The sequence below is a fragment of the Candidatus Eisenbacteria bacterium genome (assembly GCA_018831195.1).
Classification (GTDB): Bacteria; Eisenbacteria; RBG-16-71-46; order CAIMUX01; family JAHJDP01; genus JAHJDP01.
The window spans coordinates 14638-37018 of sequence record JAHJDP010000028.1; the positions used below are offsets into that span (position 1 = coordinate 14638).

18 protein-coding genes are annotated in these 22381 nt (G+C 55.3%); all 18 read right to left on the minus strand.

Features of this window, described 5'->3' with window-relative positions:
- The 18 genes from KJ970_05015 to KJ970_05100 all read right to left on the minus strand — a co-directional run bounded on the left by KJ970_05015 (position 1) and on the right by KJ970_05100 (position 22339).
- Positions 1 to 1317: a bifunctional UDP-3-O-[3-hydroxymyristoyl] N-acetylglucosamine deacetylase/3-hydroxyacyl-ACP dehydratase gene (locus KJ970_05015; GenBank protein MBU2690269.1), complete on the minus strand. Its 1317-nt coding sequence runs from the start codon at positions 1315 to 1317 to the stop codon at positions 1 to 3.
- Positions 1314 to 2399: a UDP-3-O-(3-hydroxymyristoyl)glucosamine N-acyltransferase gene (lpxD, locus tag KJ970_05020; protein MBU2690270.1), complete on the minus strand. Its 1086-nt coding sequence runs from the start codon at positions 2397 to 2399 to the stop codon at positions 1314 to 1316. Before lpxD ends, KJ970_05015 begins: the two co-directional genes overlap by 4 nt.
- Positions 2377 to 2946 carry an OmpH family outer membrane protein gene (locus tag KJ970_05025; protein ID MBU2690271.1) on the minus strand — a complete coding sequence of 190 codons (570 nt, stop codon included), beginning with the start codon at positions 2944 to 2946 and terminating at the stop codon, positions 2377 to 2379. Before KJ970_05025 ends, lpxD begins: the two co-directional genes overlap by 23 nt.
- A 95-nt stretch (positions 2947 to 3041) precedes the next feature.
- Positions 3042 to 5303 carry an outer membrane protein assembly factor BamA gene (gene bamA, locus KJ970_05030; GenBank protein ID MBU2690272.1) on the minus strand — a complete coding sequence of 754 codons (2262 nt, stop codon included), beginning with the start codon at positions 5301 to 5303 and terminating at the stop codon, positions 3042 to 3044.
- A 73-nt stretch (positions 5304 to 5376) separates the two neighbouring features.
- Entirely contained in the window at positions 5377 to 7857 is a 2481-nt protein-coding gene (locus KJ970_05035; protein MBU2690273.1) for an ATP-dependent Clp protease ATP-binding subunit, read from the minus strand.
- Positions 7857 to 8975, minus strand: coding sequence for a protein arginine kinase (locus tag KJ970_05040; GenBank protein MBU2690274.1), 1119 nt, complete (start codon positions 8973 to 8975; stop codon positions 7857 to 7859). Before KJ970_05040 ends, KJ970_05035 begins: the two co-directional genes overlap by 1 nt.
- Positions 8972 to 9502: a UvrB/UvrC motif-containing protein gene (locus KJ970_05045; protein ID MBU2690275.1), complete on the minus strand. Its 531-nt coding sequence runs from the start codon at positions 9500 to 9502 to the stop codon at positions 8972 to 8974. The genes KJ970_05040 and KJ970_05045 overlap by 4 nt, the downstream gene beginning before the upstream one ends.
- Positions 9503 to 9511: 9 nt before the next feature.
- Positions 9512 to 10207 (minus strand): ABC transporter ATP-binding protein, encoded by a 696-nt coding sequence (locus KJ970_05050; protein MBU2690276.1) that lies wholly within the window; start codon positions 10205 to 10207, stop codon positions 9512 to 9514.
- Entirely contained in the window at positions 10200 to 11435 is a 1236-nt protein-coding gene (locus KJ970_05055; GenBank protein ID MBU2690277.1) for a lipoprotein-releasing ABC transporter permease subunit, read from the minus strand. The genes KJ970_05050 and KJ970_05055 overlap by 8 nt, the downstream gene beginning before the upstream one ends.
- Before the next feature lie 26 nt (positions 11436 to 11461).
- Positions 11462 to 12826, minus strand: a complete 1365-nt coding sequence (locus KJ970_05060; GenBank protein ID MBU2690278.1) for an amidophosphoribosyltransferase — start codon at positions 12824 to 12826, stop codon at positions 11462 to 11464.
- A 39-nt stretch (positions 12827 to 12865) separates the two neighbouring features.
- A complete protein-coding gene (locus KJ970_05065; protein ID MBU2690279.1) occupies positions 12866 to 13450 on the minus strand; it encodes a hypothetical protein in 585 nt (194 codons plus the stop codon).
- The gene (purQ, locus tag KJ970_05070) at positions 13447 to 14295 is read right to left on the minus strand and encodes a phosphoribosylformylglycinamidine synthase I (protein ID MBU2690280.1); all 849 of its coding nucleotides are present in this window, start codon (positions 14293 to 14295) and stop codon (positions 13447 to 13449) included. Before purQ ends, KJ970_05065 begins: the two co-directional genes overlap by 4 nt.
- Positions 14292 to 16658 carry a phosphoribosylformylglycinamidine synthase subunit PurL gene (gene purL, locus KJ970_05075; protein ID MBU2690281.1) on the minus strand — a complete coding sequence of 789 codons (2367 nt, stop codon included), beginning with the start codon at positions 16656 to 16658 and terminating at the stop codon, positions 14292 to 14294. Before purL ends, purQ begins: the two co-directional genes overlap by 4 nt.
- Positions 16655 to 17962 (minus strand): adenylosuccinate lyase, encoded by a 1308-nt coding sequence (locus KJ970_05080; GenBank protein ID MBU2690282.1) that lies wholly within the window; start codon positions 17960 to 17962, stop codon positions 16655 to 16657. The genes purL and KJ970_05080 overlap by 4 nt, the downstream gene beginning before the upstream one ends.
- A complete protein-coding gene (locus KJ970_05085; protein ID MBU2690283.1) occupies positions 17955 to 19265 on the minus strand; it encodes a trypsin-like peptidase domain-containing protein in 1311 nt (436 codons plus the stop codon). The genes KJ970_05080 and KJ970_05085 overlap by 8 nt, the downstream gene beginning before the upstream one ends.
- 2 nt (positions 19266 to 19267) lie before the next feature.
- A complete protein-coding gene (gene fsa / locus KJ970_05090) occupies positions 19268 to 19915 on the minus strand; it encodes a fructose-6-phosphate aldolase (GenBank protein ID MBU2690284.1) in 648 nt (215 codons plus the stop codon).
- Between the two features lie 192 nt (positions 19916 to 20107).
- Positions 20108 to 20911, minus strand: coding sequence for a hypothetical protein (locus KJ970_05095; protein MBU2690285.1), 804 nt, complete (start codon positions 20909 to 20911; stop codon positions 20108 to 20110).
- Positions 20912 to 21151: 240 nt separating this feature from the next.
- Positions 21152 to 22339, minus strand: coding sequence for a hypothetical protein (locus KJ970_05100; protein ID MBU2690286.1), 1188 nt, complete (start codon positions 22337 to 22339; stop codon positions 21152 to 21154).
- Between the last annotated feature and the right edge of the window lie 42 nt (positions 22340 to 22381).

Here is a 22381-nt window from a genome sequence, read left to right on the forward strand (position 1 = left end):
CTACCGATCGACAATTGATGACAAGAGATCGGCTTCCGCCACGAGCTGACCATCCACAAGACATCTTCCCGTCATCTTACAAATCCGGCTCTTCAAGCGCACCATACGAAGATCAAATATCAACTGGTCTCCGGGTTGCACCGGGCGGCGAAACTTCGCATTGTCAATTCCCATAAAGTAAACCAACTTGCCATCAGGATCATCAACTGTGTGAAGTAATAGGACACCGCCAACCTGGGCCATCGCTTCAATGATCAGAACAGCCGGCATCACGGGATGCCCGGTGAAGTGCCCCTGAAAAAACGGCTCGTTGATGGTGACGTTTTTTAATCCGATAACTCTTTCGCGTTCCTCAAGATAGAGGATCCGGTCGACGAGAAGGAAAGGATAGCGATGAGGCATAATCCGCGTCACCGCAGCAATATCAAAATGGGTCTTTTTCCTGAGCCCGTCATAAAACGCCGGACCTTCAAAGGACTCCCAGATCTTCCTGGCGAGCTTCATATTGGTTGCATGACCGCTTCGAACCGCAATGATGTGGCCCTTCAGGGGCCGTCCCAGCAAAAACAGGTCACCGAGGAGATCCAGCATCTTGTGCCGGACAAACTCATTCGAAAACCGAAGAGGCTCCTCTGAAAGAATCTCATCGCCCTTCACAACAACAGCGTTACGAAGTGTTCCGCCCTTTATCAATCCCAAACTCCGCAGTTTCTCGACTTCCTCAAAAAGGGCGAAGGTACGGGCCGGGGCGATCTCATGTTCGTAAACCTCGGGGGTAATCTCCATTGTCATGTGTTGCGTGCCGATGGTGGGATTTTCGTACTGCAAAGTATAACTAAGTCTCAGCCCATCATAGGGCAACCCCACAAGCGAGACAGCTCCATCTTCTACTGTTGTTGTCTGATGTATCTCGACGTAGCGGCGGGGAGAATCCTGTTCAACGATACCCCCGGCTCGCAAGGACTTGACCAATCCAAGAGCGCTGCCGTCTTCAGGCTCCGGAACTTCGGATCCATTCAACTCGACGTAGAGATTATCGATATCCAGACCCGTTATCGAAGCAAGCAAATGTTCAACGGTATGGATTTCAACCCCTTTGGCGGCAAGGACCGTCTGGCGCATCTCCCGGTGATGCGGAAGGGCGTTCTGAGGACACACTTTAACATGGGGCTGGCCCGGCAGGTCGGTTCGAATGAAGACCACACCGGTATCGGGGGGAGCGGGAAGGAACCGCGCCGTGATATCTTCCCCTGTGTGCAATCCCCGTCCCTGGAATTGCGATTCCCGCTCCAGAGTCTTCTGTCGATCCACGTTCATTCCTTCAACTTCCTTTCCAAACGATTCACGCGTTCCGAGAGTCTACGAAGTTGTTGAAGGGCCTCTGGCAAATGCCTCATAGAGGCATAGATTCTCTTGGCGAGTGAGTGCTGCATCGCAGGGTATCCGGAAACCTCCTGCCCCTCCGGTATCGTCTTGGTAACACCTCCCTGGGCGCCCACTTTTACTCCATCCCCGATTTGGATGTGGCCGACGATGCCAGCCTGTCCGGCGAGGGTCACATTTCGCCCGATCTCCGTTGAGCCGGATATGCCGACCTGGGCGCAAAGAATGGAGTTTTCGCCGATGATAACGTTGTGGGCCACCTGGACAAGATTGTCGATTCGCGTCCCCCGGCCGATACGCGTCTCCCCCACCGTTGCCCGGTCGATAGTTGAATTTGCTCCCACCTCAACATCATCCTCAAGAACCACCCGGCCCAACTGTGGGATTTTTTTAAATCCATTTTCACCCGGCAGGTAGCCGAATCCATCGGCCCCGATCACAGCGCCGCTATGAATAATGACCCGATCACCAAGCCGGGAATCTTCATTAATGACAACCCGCGGATAAATCAGGCCATCCGCGCCGAGGATCGAATTGCGGCCGATAAAGACACCGGCCCGGATCGTTGTCCGTGCGCCGATAACAACATCGTCTTCAATGACGACATTCGGTCCGATACTAGCGCCCTCACTCAATTGCACATTCGATCCGATGACGGCTGTCGCATGGACTCCCGGCGCCGGCGGCGGAAATGGATTTGAAAATATTCCGAGGATCATTAAAAATGCGCCATAGGGATCGGCGCATTTTATGAGGGGAATTGGCGCTTCTATTTCATTGTTACCAAGGATGACGGCGGAAGCTCCGGTTGTTTTCAGGTATCTGGTATACCGCGGATTCGAGAGAAATGTTATTTCACCGGACACCGCCTCGCGGATACCGTTGATACCGTTGATCGGTATATCGGGATCCCCGCTCAACGATCCCGACAGAAGCCGGGCCAATTCGCCCAAGGAATAGGTTTTCTTCCTCTTCCCGCCGGCGCCTGCGTTTTTATTTTCCGCCTTCGTTTTCAAGATCCTCAAGACGCACTAGGACGTCGTTGGTTATGTCGTACGAGGGATCGGCATACAGCACATTATTGTCGGCCTTGTCCAGTATGAGATCGTATCCATCCTCATGAGCCATTGTTTCCAATAGGGTCTGAATCTTGTTGATGATGGGTTTGAGCAACTCCTCATTTCGTTTGGCCACCAATCCGTCGGGTCCGAAGATACTCTGAACATAAGTCTCATATTCATTGAGTTTGCGCTGGTAATCCCGCTCCTTCTCCCGTCGCTTCTCCTCGGAGAGCATGAGGCTTTGAGCTTCAAGCTCCCGGCTGAGATCTTCGACCTCTTTTTTGCGGGATTCAGCATCCCGGTTCCATTCATCAACATCTTGTTTAAAGATTCTCTCGGCTTCCTGCACCCCCGTGAATTTTTGCAGGATCACTTCCGAATCGATGACAGCTATACGGACATCCTGCCCCCAGCCCTGCGCCGGGATCAACAGGATGAGAAGCACGAGAAGAACGCTGCTGGTGGGTAAGAATCTCCCCATGGGTCTTTGTGGTCTTTTCATACTCTGCCTCCCAGAAATATCGCGGATCGTTGAGGATATTAGAGCTATCCAACCAGGTTTTCCAGGACTTTCCCCTGGAAAAGGTATGGATGGGTCTAAAAAGACGGGCCCAGAATCAGATGGGTTCGGAATCTCCCCTTCTCGATATTATAGGCATAATCGAGACCAACCTGTCCCAGCATTGGGATTTCCAGCCTCATCCCCAGTCCAAGGCTCTTCTTTAAATGAGATAGATTGAAGTCCTCCACGGTGTTCCAAGTATTTCCCGCATCGAAAAAGAGGAGCCCGTGCAAGGGAGAGACAATGGGGAATTGGTATTCTGCGGTAAAGGTGAACATGAATTTCCCGCCGGGAAAACGTATCTCATTACCGCTGGATGTGTAGTAGACGTTCTCTTCGGGTACGACGTAAAAATCATCATATCCCCGGAGATGCTCAAATGTGGTCCCGCCAAGCCTGAACGTCTCATTTCCAGGTATATGCTCATCGGTTGTAAACCCTGCGAGATGGCCCAGTTTGTACCGGAGCATCACGGTTGGCTTCCAAAAGGGAACGAAATACTGCTTCAAGTCCCAGGTCGATTTGACATAGTTCAGGTCACCACTCAAAGGCCCCCCGGCGATTTCCGTGCTCCACCGGGCAACCGATCCCAATGTCGGGTAGAAGGGGTTGTCGGTGCTGCTGCGGACAAAAGTCAGAGATATCTGGGAGGATGTCCCCGCACCCGAGGTCAGGTACTTACGGCTGCTATCGTCCAAATCCTCCATATCCGAAAATTTCAGATCTTCTAATGTGTAACCGAGATAGACGCGGGTATAATCGGGCCATTTGTAAAACCAGGGACGCCCAATCCGTACATTGCCGCCCTTCCGCTCTTCAGTATAGAGATCGAGAGTACGCTGTGTATTAAAAACCTGGAGTCCAAGGGTGGTTGGACGGCCGTAGAGCCAAGGTTCGGTGAAAGAGAAGTTGTAGTTCCGCCTCTTCCCTCCCCGCTCCAGGTGAATTTGGACGGATTGTCCCCGCCCGAAAAGGTTATTATGCCCCAGGTCGACGAAACCGGTCAGTCCCGTATCGCTGCTGTAGCCGGCCCCCGCGGAAGCCGTACCGGTGCTCCGCTCCTTAACCTTGAACGAAACACTGATATCGCTGCCGATTCCCGACGGGCCGTAGTCGATTTGGATATCTTCAAAGAAACCCAAAGCCATGACATCGCGCTGGCTACGCAGCAATACGGAACGGCGCAGGAGATCGCCGGGAGCAATGCTCAATTCGCGCCGGATCACGTACTCCCGAGTCCGGACATTCCCAAGGATGGATACCTCATAGACATTGCTGGGCTCGCCTTCTTTAACCCTGAAAGTAACATCAACCGTGTCAGCGTGGGTCGAGAGTTCGGGATCAATATAGAGACCGACGAGATATCCTTTCTCTGTATAAACCGAGTACCCCTGTCCGACCGCATTTTCCAGCTTTTCCTGGCTGAAGGTGTCTCCTCTGCGTATCTGGGCAATGATGTTTAAAAAATCTTTGTCAAAGACAGTGGAGCCTTCCCAAACAGCGTCGCCAAAAACATAAAGGGGGCCTTCCTCAACCTCGAATTCTATCGCCAGGTCTTCACCGTTCTTCGAATAGGTTGTTGTGGCTCCAAGGATGCGGGCGTCTTTAAAACCCTCATTTTTATAAAACTCGACAATCCGTTCTTTATCTTCCTCAAGCTTCTCACTACTATAGCGGCCCCTCCGGAAGAGGGCCTTCTTCTTGAGTTTCAGCTTGCCGCGCAGCTCATCATCCGACATTTCTACATTACCCTTGAAGGTAATTTTTCTGATTTTGGAGCGTTTCCCTTCATCAATCTTATAGGTAACGGCCACACCATCATCGCTCAATTGCGTTTCGACCTCTACCTTCGCCTGGGGAAATCCTTCGTTCCGGTATTCCTCTTCAAGCGTTTTTCTGTCCTGTTCAAGTGTCTTTTTATCGAGAAGTCTTCCTTTACGCAGTGTGATCTTTTCTTTGAGATCGGCCTCACCCAGATGATCGTATCCTTGAAATCCAACGGAGAGGACCCGGGGCCGCTCTTCGAATATCCAGGTGATGCGAACGCCGTCAGGCGGCACCGGTTCGGTTTGGACATCGATTTTTGAGAAGACCCGCATGCCGTAAAGAGCCCGCACCGATTCCGACATTTTGTCCTTGTCGAGAATCTCCCCCTCTTTCAATTTCAGACGCAGAAGAACATCCGAGGAGTCAACGGAAGCAAGCCCCATGAAATTCATCGCGACGATCGTTTCAGCCGCCGCGGCAGGCTCATCGGCTCCTACGGGGGGCATCCCCCCCGCCAGAAGCAACAGCATTGCGGGAAGCATGAAGGGGATTACGCGCCGATAGTTCGCTCGGACCTTCATTGCGGCCGGGATGGGCTCAAGATTAGGATCCTTCCGTTTCCGGGACCTCAACTGGTTGATCTGTTTCCTCATCTTTCGAATTCTTTTCTTCAAAGATCAGTTCCCCACCGCGTTTTAAAATACGGATTTCCGTTCCGTGACCGAATTTCCCCTTTAGAACCATCTCTGAGAGCGGATCCTCAATCTCCCGCTGGATAGCCCTGCGCAGCGGCCTCGCCCCGAGACTCGGTTCGAATCCGCGCTCGAGCAGTAGATTGATCGCACCGGCGGTCAGGGAAATCTTCATCTTCCGGTCCCCGAGGCGGTTATTGACCTCACTGATAAGGATTTTCACGATCTCTTCCAGATGCTCACGCTCCAACGAACGGAAGACCAGGATTTCATCGATTCGGTTGAGAAATTCCGGATTAAAGACCTTTCGCACCTCATCCATCACCGTGTTCTTCATCGACTCATAGGTAACTTCCGAATCTTCCTGAAGGAATCCCATCCGACCCTGACCCCGGATCAACCGGGCGCCGATGTTGGATGTCATGATGAGTACGGTGTTTTTGAAGCTGACCTTTCGTTTGAGACTATCCGTAAGTATCCCGTCTTCCAATACCTGCAGCAGAATGTTAAAGACATCAGGGTGCGCCTTCTCGATTTCGTCCAGCAGTACCACGGAATAGGGCCGGCGGCGAACCTTCTCTGTGAGCTGCCCCCCTTCTTCATACCCGACATAGCCGGGAGGAGCGCCGACAAGACGGCTTACACTGAACTTCTCCATATACTCACTCATATCGATCCTGATCAGCGCATCAGGATCGTTAAAGAGGAAACGCGCGATCACACGGGCCAACTCCGTCTTCCCGACACCTGTCGGTCCTAGGAAGACGAATGTCCCGATCGGACGTGACGGATCCCGCAGCCCCGCGCGATTCCGCCGGATCGCCCGGCTGATCGCCCGGACGGCCTCTTTTTGACCGACAATCCAGCGGGTCAATTCCTCTTCCATCCGAAGAAGCTTCTCGGACTCCCTCTCCTCAAGTTTCTGAACCGGGATCTTGGTCATCATCGAGATGATATTCGCGATATCATCTTCGCTGACTTCGGTGCGCTTAATGCTCTTTGATTCGCTCCACTCCCGCTTCATCTGTTCATACTCACGGCGCATTTCTTTTTCACGATCGCGGAGACCGGCCGCCTTCTCGAATTCCTGTGCCCGGATGGCCGCTTCTTTCTCGCTCGACATCTCCTCGATTTCATGCTCGAGACCCTGTAGCTCCGTAGGATAGGTCGTACTCGACAACCGCGCGCGGCTTCCCGCTTCATCGATCACATCTATGGCCTTATCGGGCAGGTTTCGATCGGAGATAAACCTCTCAGAAAGTCTCACCGCGGCGACAAGGGCGTCATCGGTATACTTAACACGGTGATGCGCCTCATACTTGTCCCCCAAACCCCTGAGAATCTTGATCGTCTCGGCCGCGGTCGGTGGTTCAACAATGATCGGTTGAAAACGCCTCTCCAGGGCTCCATCCTTCTCGATATGCTTTCGGAATTCATCCAGCGTCGTGGCGCCGATACACTGCAATTCACCTCTGGCGAGAGCGGGCTTTAACATATTTGAGGCATCTATCGCCCCTTCGGCGCCCCCGGCGCCGACGATAGTATGAAGCTCGTCAATGAAGATAATCGTGTCCTGGGATTCATTGATCTCATTCATAATCGTCTTGAGCCGCTCTTCGAACTGCCCTCTATACTTCGTTCCCGCTACGACCGACGCGAGGTCAAGCGTAATCAACCGCCGGCTTCGCAGGAGTTCGGGAACCTTGCCCTCGGTAATCTGTTGGGCGAGTCCCTCGACGATCGCCGTTTTTCCGACGCCCGGTTCTCCGATCAGCACCGGGTTATTTTTCTTTCGCCGGCAGAGAATTTGTATAACCCGCTGTATCTCTTCTTCGCGGCCGAAAATCGGATCCAGTTTCCCCTCCCGGGCCAGCATCGTAAGATCACGGCCGAATTGATTCAGGCTCGGGGTCTCCGATTTATCCTCCCCCTCCGAAGGGGCTCCTTGCTGCGGGTGTCCGCCGAGTAATTTATTGGTCTCTTCCCGGACTTTTTTACGGTCGACTTTCATCTCCGCCAGCACCTTGGCGGCAACCCCTTCGCCCTCGCGGATCAAACCCAGTAAAAGATGCTCGGTGCCGACATAATTGTGCCCCATCTGGCGCGCCTCATCGACGGCAAGTTCCAAGACCCTTTTAGCATTTGAGGTAAAAGGGATCTCGCCGATCGTCAGCGTACCGCCGGTGTGGGCCACCAGATTTTCAACGGCATGACGGATCGCATCGAGGTCGTTTCCGGTATTCTTCAGGACGGTGGCCGCGATCCCTTCCCCCTCCCGCAGGAGACCGAGAAGAAGATGCTCCGTGCCGATGGCATCGTGCTGAAGCCGGCTGGCCTCCTCCCTGGCGAGATAGATGACTTTGCGAACGCGTTCGGTGAATTTGTCATGCATCACAACTCTTCCCCCTTGTCGGGAGCCCGACTCCGTCCTCCGGGGCCGGCCATCTCCCTCATGGCTTCCTTCATTCTCTCCCGCACAAGATCAGCACGGAAGCGATTCCTTTCGATGGAGCTCATCTCCCGGCCGATTCGGAGCTGTATATGCGCCGGTTGGCCGAGGATGAGAAGTTCGTTGAGACCCTGTAAACCGGGCATGTCCGCCATTTCAAGTGTTACGCCGAAGCGAACAGCTGATAGCAGACCGATCATCTCCTGGGATGTGAGAACACGGGCGTGACAGAGGGTGCCGTGAGCGCGTCCGATCTTATCCTCGACTTCCATTCGCGCTTCGCGAATCAGGACATCCCTGGCCTTCTCTTCATATTCCAGGACCTGGCGGATCACCCGATCAAGGTTTCTGAGGGTTTGCGCTTCCCGCTCGCCCAAGGTCACCTGGTTCGAAATTTGGAAGAAATTTCCGACAACATCGGAGCCTTCACCCCAAAATCCGCGGACCGATAGACCGACCTGATGAACCCCGGCAAGGACCTTTCTAATCTTTTTTGTCAGTACCAGGCTCGGTAAATGGATTAACACCGATGCCCTCAATCCCGTTCCCACATTCGTGGGACATGATGTCTGATAGCCGAGTTCCGAATTAAAGGCGTATTCCAGCCGCTCGGCGAGATGGTCATCGAGCTGATTGAGCTTCTCGAAAGACTCCTGCAACTGGAATCCGGAGGCAAGCGTCTGAAGCCTGAGATGATCCTCTTCATTGACCATGATGCCGAAGACTTCTTCCGGCTCCAAAAAAACAGCCTGTTGCGGAGCGCCCACCGTCATATCGTGACTGACGAGATGCCTCTCAAAGAGGAATTGCCGTTCCATCAGGCTCAAATCCTCCATGAGGGCGAGATACCCTCCCTCCAACTCAGGGATCCCCTCCAGGGCCATCCGGAGACGGCTGAGGACCGTTCGAAGCTCATCCTCACCCGCCTGCGTGATAAACCGGATCCCTTTGATATTGCGCGCCAGCCGGATGCGGGAAGAGAGGATACGATCCGACATGGGGCCTTGGGCATTGGTCCAAGAGGCAGATCGCTCCAGCAAATCGCTCACACCGAAACTCATGACCCGTTTCCTCCCTCCGCAGCCGTCTTCAGTTCACTTTCCAAGTCCCGAATCCGGTCCCGAAGTCTGGCCGCCTCCTCAAAGTCTTCCTTCTGGATGGCCATCTCCATAGCATCATGCATCTCTTGAAGTTGTCGGCGTCGCTCGAGTCTCTCCCCCTCCAGACCCGGGGCCTTACCGGCATGCCGCGTCGCCCCATGAACCCGTCTCAGGATGGGCTGGAGCTGGACCTGGAACGCCCGGTAGCACTCGGCACAACCCAGCCGGCCCGTTCGAGCGAAGTGGCTGTAGCGCAGACCACAACCGGGACAAATAACGGCGCCGGGCCCATCCTCGGCAACAGGCGAAAGATTCTCCGCCATCCATTGAAATTGAGAGGCGAGAGAGATCTTGTCACTCTGCATGACCGAGTGGAATCCCTTCTCCTGGGCGCAGTTCCGACAGAGGTGCAATTCTGTCACCTTGTCGTTTTTTATCTCCTTAAAATGCACCGATGCCTCTGACTGTCCACAGACTTGGCACTTCATGATAACTCCTTATTCTTCAACCAAAATGCCGCCGATCACTCTAGACCTTCTATCGGCCATCCGGGATAGGTTCTCATTATGAGTTACAATGAGCCAGCTTTGCTCCCGCCTTTTAGCCAGAGTATAGATCAACTGATGCAGCTTTTCGCCCGTTTCGGGATCCAGATTCCCCGTCGGCTCATCGGCCATCACCAGCGGCGGATCCCAGAAAAGGGCCCGCGCCACCGCGACCCGCTGCAGCTCACCCCCGGATAACTCCGCCGGGCGATGATGCAACCGGTCGGACAATCCTACCTCGAAGAGCAACTCCTCGGCCCTCGGCATCAATTGGGCCGGTGTCGAGCCCGCAATGAGTCCGGGCACTAAAACATTTTCAATCGCTGTCAGCTCGGGCAGCAGATGATGGAATTGAAAAACAAAACCAATGGCTTTATTCCGAAGCCCGGCCCGCCGGTCTTCAGTCCAGCCGGCGATAGCTTCACCCCGATAAAAAACCTCGCCTCGGGTCGGACGTTCCAGGGTTCCCAAAATATGCAGAAGCGTGCTCTTGCCCACGCCGGAGGTCCCCAGGATTGTCAAAATTTCCCCTTTGTACATTTTGAGATCCACCCCGCGCAGAACGCGGATCTCCTGGGATCCCAACTCAAAGGACTTATATATTCCCCTCGCCTCCAGTAGGGGGGTCTCGGCCGTGGGGTTACTCATATCGAATCGCCTCGACCGGAATCAATCGGGATGCCTTCCAAGCCGGATAGAGGGTCGCCAGAAAGCAGAGGACCAAAACCGCCGCGGCGACGATGAGAACATCGAATGGCTGAACTTTGAGTGGGAGCGTATCCAAAAAATAGACATCGGATGGGAGATGAAGCGGGTACCGGTCCAATATGAGGCAGGCGAGCAGCCCGAGAGATGTGCCGAGGGTGACGCCCACAAGTCCGACGATAAGTCCTGTGAGCACGAAAATGTTCATAATCCCCCGTTCCGTAGCCCCCATCGATTTTAGAATGCCGATATCCTTCTTCTTGTCCATGACCGACATGATCAAACCCGAAGCGATATTGAAAGCGGCCACTAGTACAATAAGACCGAGAATGAGCGACATGACAAGTTTCTCTATCTTCATCCAGGATACAAGACTGCCGTTCATATCGATCCAGTTTGTGGACCGGTATGGAAAGCCGCCCAGGCTATCGACGATGTCATCGGCGACGATCTGCGCCCGGTTCATATCCACAATCTTGATACCGACGCCGGTCACTCGATCGCCCATTCCCAAAAAGGACTGGGCCTCCTTCAGACCGACATAGGCAAGGATCGAATCATACTCATACATCCCGGATTGAAAGAGCCCTCTGACTTCAAAGGTACGCATCTTCGGAATAAAGCCCATCGGCGTCCGTTTTGTTCCTACAGGGGAGACCAGGACCACCGTCTCGCCAACCGTGACACCAAGATTCTCCGCGACACGAACACCGAGGATGAGACCTGGTCTCCCATCGTCATCACGGCTCAGATCGAGTCCCGAAATGTCACGCTGAATGAATTCCGACAGGCGGCTGACCTGCACTTCCTCCTCCGGTATGATGCCGCGGACGACGATACCGTCAGCCGATCCCTGAGCGGAGAGCATCGCCTTTCCATAAACAAAAGGAGCCGCCGCGACAACCTCATCGTTCTGCAAGGCGGCCGCCTGAACCCGGCCCGCGTCTTCGATCCCGTCGGCGCCATAACGGAGGATCATCACATGAGCATAGGTCCCCACAATACGGTTCTTCACCTCGGCTTCAAAACCGTTCATGACGGATAAAACGATGACAAGCGCCATAACTCCAAGTGTCATACCCTGGACTGATGTCCAATTAATAATATGGTGGAAAGCATGCCGGCCCTTGGGCAGGAGATAGCGCTTCGCCAAAAAACGAGAGAGTGACATGTCAAACCAACCTTCCCCGCCGCATCCTAGTCCCTGTCAAAGAGTAGGGTTCGGGCATCTTCGGGAGTCCTCGTGGGATAGGCTCCGTTGAAACAGGCCATACAATAATGATCCGGATCCTTGACGGCCGCCCGCAAATCCTCCTCGGTGAGAAATCCCAGCGATGTCGCACTGATAAATCGCCGGATCATCTCTACATTCTTCTTTGACGCAATGAGCTCATCCCGACTTGGCGTATCAATACCGTAATAACAGGGACTGGTGATCGGCGGAGAACTTACCCTGAAATGGATCTCCCGGGCTCCACTCTCGTAAAGAGCCTCTACCAGCTTGCGGCTCGTTGTGCCCCGCACGATCGAGTCATCTACAACAACAACACGTTTCCCGTCCAGAATCTCCCGCACCGGATTGAATTTAATTCTTACACTATCGATCCGGCTGCTCTGCTCCGGCTGAATGAAGGTGCGGCCGATATAATGATTCCTGATGAGTCCCAATTCGAAGGGGAGACCCGATGCCTCGGCGAAGCCGAGAGCGGCCGAATTGCTCGAGTCGGGAATCGAAATGACAAAGTCGGCTTCAGCCGGGTGTCGCTGGGCGAGGAGATGACCCAGCCGGCGACGGACCGCATTGACCGACTCCCCGAAAAGAATGCTGTCGGGGCGTGAGAAATAGATCTGTTCAAAAATGCAGAGAGAGGGTTTCGTTGCCCCGCCCAGTTTAGCGACGGTGCGCGCCCGCTTGCCATCAAGGACGACGAGTTCTCCCGGTTCGAGATCCCTCACATGACGGGCTCCGATAATATCCAGAGCGCAGGTTTCCGAGGCGAACATCCACATTCCGTCGTGTTCCCCGAGGCTCAGGGGCCGGAATCCCATGGGATCCCGGTAACCGAGGATGATTTCCTCGTTCAACGCGACGCAGGTGCAGGCGCCCTCGATTCTTTCCAGAATTTCACAAAAACCGTCCACGAGGTTTTTTGCCTTTGATCGAGCGATGAGATGAAGGAGAAGCTCACTATCCGTCGTCGTTTGAAATATGGAACCATTCGATTCCAACTCGGATCGGAGTGCCCTCGCATTCACGAAATTTCCATTATGGGCGACGGCCAATTTCCCGCCTTTATAATCGACCAGGAGCGGTTGAACATTTCTTAGCTTTGTCGCCTTGCCGGTCGTTGCATAGCGGACATGCCCGATCCCCATATAACCGGGGATCCTGGCCCTTGCCGCATGCGTCATGGAATCGGGCACAAGACCCAACCCCCGGATGATCCGGGTTTTTTGACCGTTGTGCGTCACCATGCCGGCGCCCTCCTGGCCCCTATGCTGCAACGCATAGAGACCGAGATAGAGCAGCTCGGTGATATCACCCCGCCCATGAACCGCCATCAGGCCGCATTCAGTTTTCCAACTCACCCGACGTCTCCTTTAGAGGGTCGCCCCCGTCTCCTCATGCCGAATCCACCATGGGAAGGGAATCGATTCAGAGAATATTTGATGGGCATGGACATGCGGATTGATGAGCAACCCCTCCCGGCGGGACCGCGTCATGGCGACATCTAGAGTCGCCCGGCGCGGATCGATGACCGTACCCCCCCAGTTCAATCCCCAAACTTGGGCCCGAATAAGCTCATGACACTTCATCCCACATCGATCCAGAAGCCTTTCACAAACCCGAAAAGCGTGGCCGGCGCGGGGCTGTTCCCTGTCCCATGCCAGACACCATTGCCAGGAGCCCGGCCGCGTTCCGGGAGGAGCCCCTCCCGCACCCTCCGAACGGATCCAGGCCTTCTCACGGTTTGGATTGGCGAGTACGGTGGTTTCTTGGAGCAGGATTTCCGAGGGATCACCTGTCCCCGCCCAATTAAGCTCCCAGAGAGTCCATAATTCCATCCCCAGGATCTTCTCTCCCCACCCCAGATCCAAAACCACACTCTGCAGGGCGGATATAAGAATGGGATCCTTCCGCTTCAGCCGGGTCCAGACCTGCATCCAGCGCGGGGACTCCCTCATGAGACACCTCCCTGTTGCGATGATCGCGGAAGATACCGCAGGGAGAGGGCGAGCGATCGGAAGATGTGCCACCCGGGGCCTTCGCTTCGTGCTTGTATAAAGCGGCGGCGTTCCTCTCCCCAAGCGCCGTCGAGGGTCGGCGGCACCTGGTGCATCCAAAGCGCTCGTTCCGGATGAGGCATCAATCCCAAGACATTTCCCTTCCGGTTCATGACACCGGCCGCTGAGAGAAGGCTTCCGTTGGGATTCCACGGGAAAGGTGATGATCCCTGGTTTTCAGGATCAACATAGGCCAGTGGAACGAGTTCATCCAACATGGAAGAGACCTTTTGATCAATGGTGTAAAAGCGCCCTTCTGCATGCGCCACCGGCAACGGCAGCAGATCGCCCGGTTTGAGTGTTTGGGTGAAGAGGCAATCAGCCGCCACATCTTTCACCTCGAGATGCACCCAACGACTGTAATACCCGGACCGCCCGGTCATCCGGTTCCCGGCGAGGGTCATTTCAACCCGCTCCCCTTCAAGACCGGGAAGGAGACCCGCTTCCACAAGGATTTGTGCGCCGTTACAAATCCCTAGCACCGGTTTTCCCGCCGACGCCATCTCCACCACCGCCTCCATCAGGGGAAGTTTGCCCGCCAGAGCGCCGGCACGAACACGGTCCTGGAATGAAAAACCTCCCGGCAGCACGACCGCCGCCGCTTTTTGGAGGAGCGAGGCCGGTTCATTCCAACGGTGGATCCAGGGTTTCAATCCGACCGAGGCGAGGGACCATGCTGTTTCCTCCTCGCAATTACTGCCCGGAAATTGTAATACCGCGACTTGAAGATGGCTGGAGGTCATCATGCCAGAAGGTCCCCCAATCTTTGCCGCCAACGTTGCCATACAGGGTTTAGATCTATTCGGATCAATCCTCCCGCCGTCGGGATTTCGATATTCGGTTCCTTGATTACCTGTCCCAGCCCGTGGGCTGGGATGCCATCATCACGGAGCATCTTGACCAGATCATGCCACTCGGAGGCATCAGCCAAGACAAGATAGCCGGTCCCCTCGGCAAGGAGCCACTCGCTGGGAAGGCAGGGTTCGTGACACCCTTCCCGCATCCGGATCCCCAACCGGGGCGGATGATCTTCCAGCATGAGAAGTTCGCAGAGCGCCATTATAAGACCGCCGTGCGAGATATCACGGGCGGCGAGAAGCAGTTCATGCCGATGCGCCTTCAGAATCCCTTCGGCCATTTTGATTTCAAGCGCCCAATCGGGCGACCATGGCTTCCCTAATTCCAGACCAAGATGGCGGGCAGCGGCGCTGCCGCCCAGGGCTCCCGGCTTCCCCCGTATTAGGACCAGCTCCTGCCCCGCCGCCCAGGCCCGATTGGGAATGGCGGTCTGCGCCGAATCGAGGCGGCCGAAGGCGGCGATCGCCGGCGTCGGCGGAACAGCGCACCCGGATCGCGATTCATTATAAAAAGAGACATTCCCTGAAACGATCGGAAGCGACTCGGCATCCGGCCCTAGAGGAGCCAAACTCATGCAGGCTTCCCTCAATCCGATCAGTGTCTCTTCGAAATCCCAGAGGACTTCGGGATCCTCTGGATTCCCGAAATTCAATCCGTCGGTAAGGGCCAGCGGCTGCGCTCCCACGGAAATGAGGTGGCGGACCGCTTCAGCAACCGCCTGCTGCGCTCCGATACGGGGATGAAGACGACAGACGTGATGGTTTCCGCCGACGGCCACCGCGACGCCCAGCGATGACCCGTGCAGAGGCGTCACGACACAGGCCTCAGCGTCACCAGGCCGGAAAACCCCTTCCCCCCGCACCTCCGAATCGTAGTGCCGGTAGATCCATTCGCGGCAACAGACCTCGAGGTCACCCGCCATCGATTCCGCCAGGATCTGCCACTCTTTAACATTGGGGACGGATGTCGGATGATCCGCCACGGGGCGGGGCTTCCGGGGTCGATCCAGGGCCGGAGGATCGGCCAAGGCCGTCCGGGGAAGATTCGCCACCCGTTTCCCTTTCCAGTAAACCTCATAGTCCCCATCAGGGACGACTTCACCGACCACCGCGGCGCCCGCGCCGGGATAGCAGCGGGGCAGATCAAACTCTTCATTATAAACACGGAGAACCTTGGCCGTGACGGTGCGCGGGACGGCCCAAACAAACCGTTCCTGTGTCTCGGCGCAGAGAATCGTCTCAGGCCCGATATCATCTTCTGAGATCGGAACACGCTCCAAGTCGATGCGGGCTCCCATCTCTCCCGCCAGCACCAATTCGGAACTCGCGCCGCCCAACCCACCGGCGCCGAGATCTTTAAATCCGGCCGGCCAACCTTCGGCATCCATCATCTCCCATACTCGTCGATTCGCGGCGACGACCATCCTTTTCAAAAAGGGATCATGAATCTGAACGGCGCCTCGCTCTTCGGCTTCACGATCGGGATCCAAGATGCGGGAGGCGAAGGCGGCGCCGCCCATCCCGCTGGAATCGGTCGGCTTTCCGATCAGAATGAGATCATACGGTTCGTCGCGCGCCTCGCGGGGAACACGGCTGCGGATGATACGATGGCGGGCCACAATACCGAAAGCCACGACATTGACGAGGCAGTTCTCATCGTAGTCGGCATCCCAACCGACATCACCGCCGAGGTTGGGAACGCCCAAGGCATTGCCATATTCCCAGATCCCCTGGACGACCCCCCGGACGATCTCAACGACCCGGTCGCCGCTGGCTCCCTCGGGATCGCCGAAACGGAGCTGATCGAGAACACCGATCACATCGGCGCCCATGCAATAAACATCCCGGACAATACCCCCGATGCCCGTCGCCGCCCCCTCGACGGGAACGACCTGTGAGGGATGGTTATGGCTCTCATGCGCCACCACAAGACACCATTCCCGTCCATGATTCCGGCCGAGTTGTACAATGCCGGCGTCTTCACCCGGGCCGAGAATGACGGAAGGACCCTGCGGCGGAAGGTATTTCTTGAGGAGTCTCCGGCTGCTCTTATAAGAACAATGTTCGCTCCAGGCGACATCGAAGAAATAGGCCTCGGTCAGGGTCAGATCGCGCTTGAAGAGGTCCAGTATCTGGCGTGCTTCTTCCGAAGACATACGCAATCCCAGTTCATCCAGACGGCGCGACAGGGATTCATCATCGAGCCCGATGAGACCAAGGGGTTCAGCCGCGGATTGAGGAGTGGGACTCAAGATTGGGTTTCCTTTCCCAATGTTCTGGCAAAAATCGCATCAACCGAATGCAAGAAAGCCTCCGGCTCAAAGAGACGGTCTAATTCCTCCCGGTCGAGAAGACGGGAAACCTCGGGATGTTTCATAAGTTCTTCCTTCAAACTCCCCCTCCCATCCCAGATCATCCGAGCCGCGTCTTGTACAATGGCATAGGCCTTCTCCCGTGATCCCAAATGTTTTGTCAAAGCCAGCAGGATTTTCTGGCTGTACACCAGCCCGCCTGTCAAATCGAGATTCCGCCGCATCTGCTGCTCGTCGACCACAAGGCCGTTCATGACCAAGCAGAACTTGTTCAATGCATAATCCATAATGATAAAGGCGTCCGGCAGAATCACTCTCTCAACGCTGGAATGTGAAATATCCCTTTCGTGCCAGAGGGCGACATTTTCCAATGCCGCAATCGCATATCCGCGAAGCAGGCGGGCGATGCCGGATATCCTTTCGCAGAGGATCGGATTTCTTTTATGAGGCATGGCCGAAGAGCCCTTTTGTCCCGAGCCGAAGGGTTCCTGTGCTTCCCGGATTTCGGTTCGTTGAAGATTCCGGATTTCGGTCGCGAATTTTTCGAGACTCGCGGCAAGTTGCGCGAGTGCCAGCATGAGATGCGCATGCCGGTCCCGTTGAACAATCTGGGTCGAGACCGGCGCCGCGGCCAATCCCAATCGCTCGAGCGTGCGTTCCTCCACTTCAGGCGGAAGGTGTGCGAGGGTGCCGACCGCCCCGGAGAGCTTGCCGACCCGCATCCCTGCGCGCGCCTCTCTTAGGCGCGCTTGCTGGCGAAGCAGTTCGGTATACCATCCCAGCATTTTTAAACCGAAGGTTGTCGGTTCAGCATGGACGCCATGGGTTCTTCCGACCATGACGGTCATCTTATGCTTCAAGGCGAGTTCCCGGATTCGGGCTAGGACCGGGGCGAGTCCCCCCTCTATCAGATCACAGGCCTGCAGGCATTGCAGCGAAAGGGCGGTATCGAGAAGATCGGAACTGGTCATCCCAAAATGGAGCGTCGCGCCTTCCGGCCCCAGTTGTTCCGTCAGACTCGTTAAAAAGGCGATGACATCATGATGCAGTGTCGCTTCAAGTTCATCGACCCGTTCCGGGCGGAGAACAACCTTTGAACGAATCGCATCAGCGGTCCCCGGCGGCGCCGTTCCCCTCTCCTCGAGTGTTTCGACCAAGGCGAGCTCGACCCGCAGCCAGATCTCCAGCCGGTGTTTTGTGGACCAGACCGCGGCCATCTCCGGCTGGCTGTACCTCTCAATCACCTCTGGGGTCCTCCTTCAGGACCACGTCCAACTCTATCGGTTGCCCATTTCTCTCCAGCTCAAGGCGGATCTGATCGCCGATCTGGGCATCAAAAACCACCGACCGGAATTCCTGCGTTGAGGAGACCGGAACACCATTGACCTTCCTGAGAATGTCAGCGACAAGAACGCCCGCGTCATCGGCGGGACTGCCCCCCTCAAGCGCCCATACAAGCAGGCCCCGCCGGTCCCTGATTTGGAAATAGGCGGCGAGATAGGGACTGATCGGCCGCAGCGTTACGCCAAGCCATGGCTGCCGCACACGGCCGTATTGTACAATCTCGTTCGCGATTTCCAGACAATTGTTGATTGGAATCGCGAAGCCGATCCCCTCAGACCCCCCGCCCTTTGAAAAGATGAAGGTGTTGATCCCCACGATTTCGCCGAGACTATTGACAAGCGGACCGCCGCTGTTCCCTGGATTGACGGCGGCATCCGTTTGAACCATATCCTTATATATGGCCGTGTTGTCTTCGCTCGGCCGGATATCCCGATGAGTCGCACTGATGACACCCGCTGTCACGGTGGGTTGATGATCATTTAACAAAAACGCAAAGGGATTCCCGATCGCCATCACCCACTCTCCGACAAGCAGGGAATCCGAATCCCCGATCCGCGCGGCCGGCAAATCCTCACCCTCGATCCGGACCACGGCCAGATCATGATTCGTATCGCTTCCGATCAGCGTACCGTCGTAGGTTCGCCCGTCGGTCAGGGTGACCTTTATCTGATTGGCGTCGTTGACGACATGGGCATTGGTGAGGATAAGCCCCTCGGAATTGATAATCACACCAGAACCCAGTCCGGGGATTTCCTCCCGGTAGATCCGTCCGGGAACCCATCCGGGGAAAAGGGCGTCGAAGGGAGACGCTCCGGGAGGGCGGTAACGAACAAGGCGCGTTTGAGTTACAGTGATTGAAACGACCGATGGACCGGCTACCCGGGCCGCCCATACCAAAGCCGTCTCCCGCCCTTTCCAAAGGCCGTCCGATACATCCCGGGCCGCCAGCTTGGAACCGCCGCCATTCGATCGATCGGAGACCAGCTGGAGGGCGGAGCCGCCGGGATCCTGATCGGAACCGCCGGCAAGATCCCCCGGTGGTTTCTGAATTTCGGCGGGCTCTCGCGCCGTTTGAGAATTGTTAAAGAGGGGCACACCGAAGAAAGAAAGCGCCAGGTAACCCAAAGCCCCCCCAATAAGAAAGACGACCGGGATAAGCCACCAGCCGACCCGGGCGTGCGAACGTCTCAGATAGGGTTCCATAATCAGTCCTTCGGGACCTTCTTCCAATCCTCGAGAAACTTAGCCAACCCCACATCGGTCAGGGGATGATGGAATAGTGCCTTCATCACTTTATAAGGCATCGTGGCAATATCGGCGCCGAGGATGGCCGCATCCCGGACATGTCCCGGATGGCGGATCGAGGCCACGATGATCTCGGTATCGAAGGCGTAATTCGAGTAGATGGCGACGATCTCCTCGATGAGATCCATTCCTTCAGCTCCGGCATCATCCAGCCGGCCGATAAAGGGACTCACATAGGTGGCGCCGGCTTTCGCCATGAGCAGCGCCTGGTTCGAACTAAAAACCAAGGTGGCGTTCGTCGCGATATTCTCACCGTGAAGAATGTTCACCGCCTTCACTCCCGCGGGGATGGTCGGTATTTTTACAACAATATTCGGCGCGATCTTGGCGAGCACCCGGGCTTCCGCCAGCATCCCTTCCGTGTCGGTCGACACCACCTCCGCACTGACCGGACCTGGAACGATCCTGCAAATCTCTTTCAGCATCTCCTGAAATGTGCCTGTCTCCTTGGAGACAAGGCTGGGATTTGTCGTGACACCATCCAGAAGACCCGAATCAGCTACGCTGCGGATCTCTTCGATGTTTGCCGTATCGAGGAAAAACTTCATCGGATGACCTCCATGGCATAGGGAATGGGAATCCCGCCGATAGAATCGGCGATGGGGCTCCTGAGTTGTCAAAGTAGCAGATGATCGGGGTCCGGTCTATCGTGGGGGAATTTAATGAAAACAAGAGACCCCGGAAGGGAACTTCCAGGGTCTCAAGTTAAATCCGAACCAAGATGAGGTTCTGATCATAGCTTATTGAATCTTGATCTGACCCCATGTCGTGTTATTGGTCGGTGTCGGCACAACGCCGCCACAGAACACAACAAAACGGCCAATGATGTCACTCAGGCTCGCAGCCCCTTCGCAACCAAATTCAACTGTTGAGAAGATAGCCACATCCTGGGAACCACCCTCGGCAGGACCATAGGTGTCACTGGTGAAGGTCACAACACCCTGAGCAACGAAGTACAGGTCATCGGTGTAGTAGTTCGGGCTGGCCGTCCAGCAGGTGGAGACCTGTGAACCACTGAGACCATCGATGAAGCCACCGGCCGTACCCGTCCAGCTGAGGGACGTGTCGCCACCATTGACATCTTCAATATAATCGAGGACACCGCAGTAGGTCGTAACGAACGATGCGACCGGAGCGCCACCGCCCCAGAGCATGTCCTGACCGACGGCCATCACGCATCCGCCACCATCGATATAGGTGCTAAGAATACCAAGATCAGCACTATAACCGGTATAGGATGTCCACCAGTCTTCGGATGAGTTGTAAACAACCATCTGATAGGTGGAAGGATCAAAGGCTCCCATCGGATCATAGATAACATCCGTGGCGAGACCATTAGCCGTGAAGGCTGCCACATACGCGGCACTGAGATCGGTGAATACCCCTTCTAAGACATTGATATCAAGGACATCAGCCCGACTCAGGTACTGATCGGTATAAATCTGTGGGATGCTTTCCACGACTTCAGGACCTTTTGCCATATCGGCTGCCATTGCCGTACCGGCCAACAACAGAATGGCAAAGACTGTAAGAGCTATTCTCATTACTAACCTCCTATGCTCGACGTTCCTTTTCTCTTAATGACCATCAGGAGCGCCGAACGATGTTTACCTAATTTGGAGCTCCATTGCTGCAGGAGGAGTATATCCCTGCAACAGTTGTAAGTATAGACCATAAAACCAAGGAAGATCAAGAGTAAAATCAGGGAATTTCTGTAATAAAATGCCGTCTAACCCACCTATTTTTCTGTGAGTTATCGAATGGAGGATATTTTTTTGCCGGCTCTATTTATTCCGGAGCGCCTTTTCGGCTTCCCAGGCCTGGAGCCTCTCGATAATCTGTTGACATTGAAGAACTTGCGAAGAGCTTGCGTCCGGCCTCTCGATCAATTGCTGGAGCGCCTGAAAAACCTCGGCGGCATTGGCGGCGACGCCATACCGGCTCGATCGATCCAAGAGCTCCAGGGCCTCCACGCGTCGTTCGGGATCCTCCCCCGCCAGGGCGGGGATGAGGACCGGTTCAAGGGTTCGCCCCATGTGCCAGAGCTTGAAATAGTAGGAGCGGAGAGCTTGATCCTCAATACGCGATGTTTGATCCCGGATCCCCGTCGTACCGTCAAAATAGGCCTGGATGACTTGGTCCACCGCCCTAAAATCCCGAGTGAGAACAAGCCCTAGAAGAGCGTCCATAAACTGAGGTGTGTTGATCGTTTGCTCCAAAAAGTGCAGAAGAATATCATATCCCCCGGGTCCCAGAGTCGCGCCGGCGATATTGAGGAAGCGCGCGGGAGGGACCTCTTTCCGAACCCGGTAACCCTCCATCACCGATCGGAGGAGATCCGCGGCCCGGGGATCGCAGGAAAGGCTGATCATCATCAATCCCTGAAAACGGATCTCATCCGTCGGGCCCTCGGCATAGCTCTTCATCCGCTCCAAGATTTCATCTTGAGGAGCCATCGACGCCGCGCCGCCCTCTATTTGGTTTCGGATGCTGATCGGGTATTCACAGGTATCGGATAACTCGAGGAGCGCAGTGGCAAGAATGTCCCTCTCCTCCGGCGTATAGGCCTCTTTATGTTCGGCAAGATATTGTGTGATGGCCTTGTGACAGGTCATGCGAACTTGGAGATCAGCCAGAATGGCCGCCAATTCCCTTGCCGTGAGGGGGGAGTACTGCATCTTACCATTAATAAACCCGCCCAGATCGGCATCATCTTGCTTCCCTTCACTCTCCCGCGTGCAGCGATCCATCACGTCGGCTGTCTTGAAGGCATCAAAAAAGGCTCTCGTTTGGGCATCCTGATCCGATGTGGACAGATCGGCCCATTTTTCGAGAGAGTCCTGCCAGGCTGAATAGATTTTCGAAGTCGGAATCTGTGTAAGATCTGTGACCTCTTCGGCCGTCACCCGCCCCTGAAAGAGGATCAAGCTCCATACGGCCAGAAGACATTGTACAAAAAGAAATCTTTTCATTCTCTCTCCCGATCTGGATTTTATGTATAAGTGAGGTGGATA

Coding starts and splice junctions, on each gene's coding strand:
- fsa (MBU2690284.1), bottom strand. CDS start 19,915: ATGAAGTTTTTCCTCGATACGGCAAACATCGAAGAGATCCGCAGCGTA.
- KJ970_05100 (MBU2690286.1), bottom strand. CDS start 22,339: ATGAAAAGATTTCTTTTTGTACAATGTCTTCTGGCCGTATGGAGCTTG.
- KJ970_05060 (MBU2690278.1), bottom strand. CDS start 12,826: ATGGCGGTTCATGGGCGGGGTGATATCACCGAGCTGCTCTATCTCGGT.
- KJ970_05045 (MBU2690275.1), bottom strand. CDS start 9,502: ATGAAGTGCCAAGTCTGTGGACAGTCAGAGGCATCGGTGCATTTTAAG.
- KJ970_05015 (MBU2690269.1), bottom strand. CDS start 1,317: ATGAACGTGGATCGACAGAAGACTCTGGAGCGGGAATCGCAATTCCAG.
- KJ970_05065 (MBU2690279.1), bottom strand. CDS start 13,450: ATGAGGGAGTCCCCGCGCTGGATGCAGGTCTGGACCCGGCTGAAGCGG.
- KJ970_05055 (MBU2690277.1), bottom strand. CDS start 11,435: ATGTCACTCTCTCGTTTTTTGGCGAAGCGCTATCTCCTGCCCAAGGGC.
- purQ (MBU2690280.1), bottom strand. CDS start 14,295: ATGATGACCTCCAGCCATCTTCAAGTCGCGGTATTACAATTTCCGGGC.
- KJ970_05095 (MBU2690285.1), bottom strand. CDS start 20,911: ATGAGAATAGCTCTTACAGTCTTTGCCATTCTGTTGTTGGCCGGTACG.
- KJ970_05025 (MBU2690271.1), bottom strand. CDS start 2,946: ATGAAAAGACCACAAAGACCCATGGGGAGATTCTTACCCACCAGCAGC.
- KJ970_05035 (MBU2690273.1), bottom strand. CDS start 7,857: ATGCATGACAAATTCACCGAACGCGTTCGCAAAGTCATCTATCTCGCC.
- bamA (MBU2690272.1), bottom strand. CDS start 5,303: ATGCTGTTGCTTCTGGCGGGGGGGATGCCCCCCGTAGGAGCCGATGAG.
- KJ970_05050 (MBU2690276.1), bottom strand. CDS start 10,207: ATGAGTAACCCCACGGCCGAGACCCCCCTACTGGAGGCGAGGGGAATA.
- KJ970_05085 (MBU2690283.1), bottom strand. CDS start 19,265: ATGGAACCCTATCTGAGACGTTCGCACGCCCGGGTCGGCTGGTGGCTT.
- KJ970_05040 (MBU2690274.1), bottom strand. CDS start 8,975: ATGAGTTTCGGTGTGAGCGATTTGCTGGAGCGATCTGCCTCTTGGACC.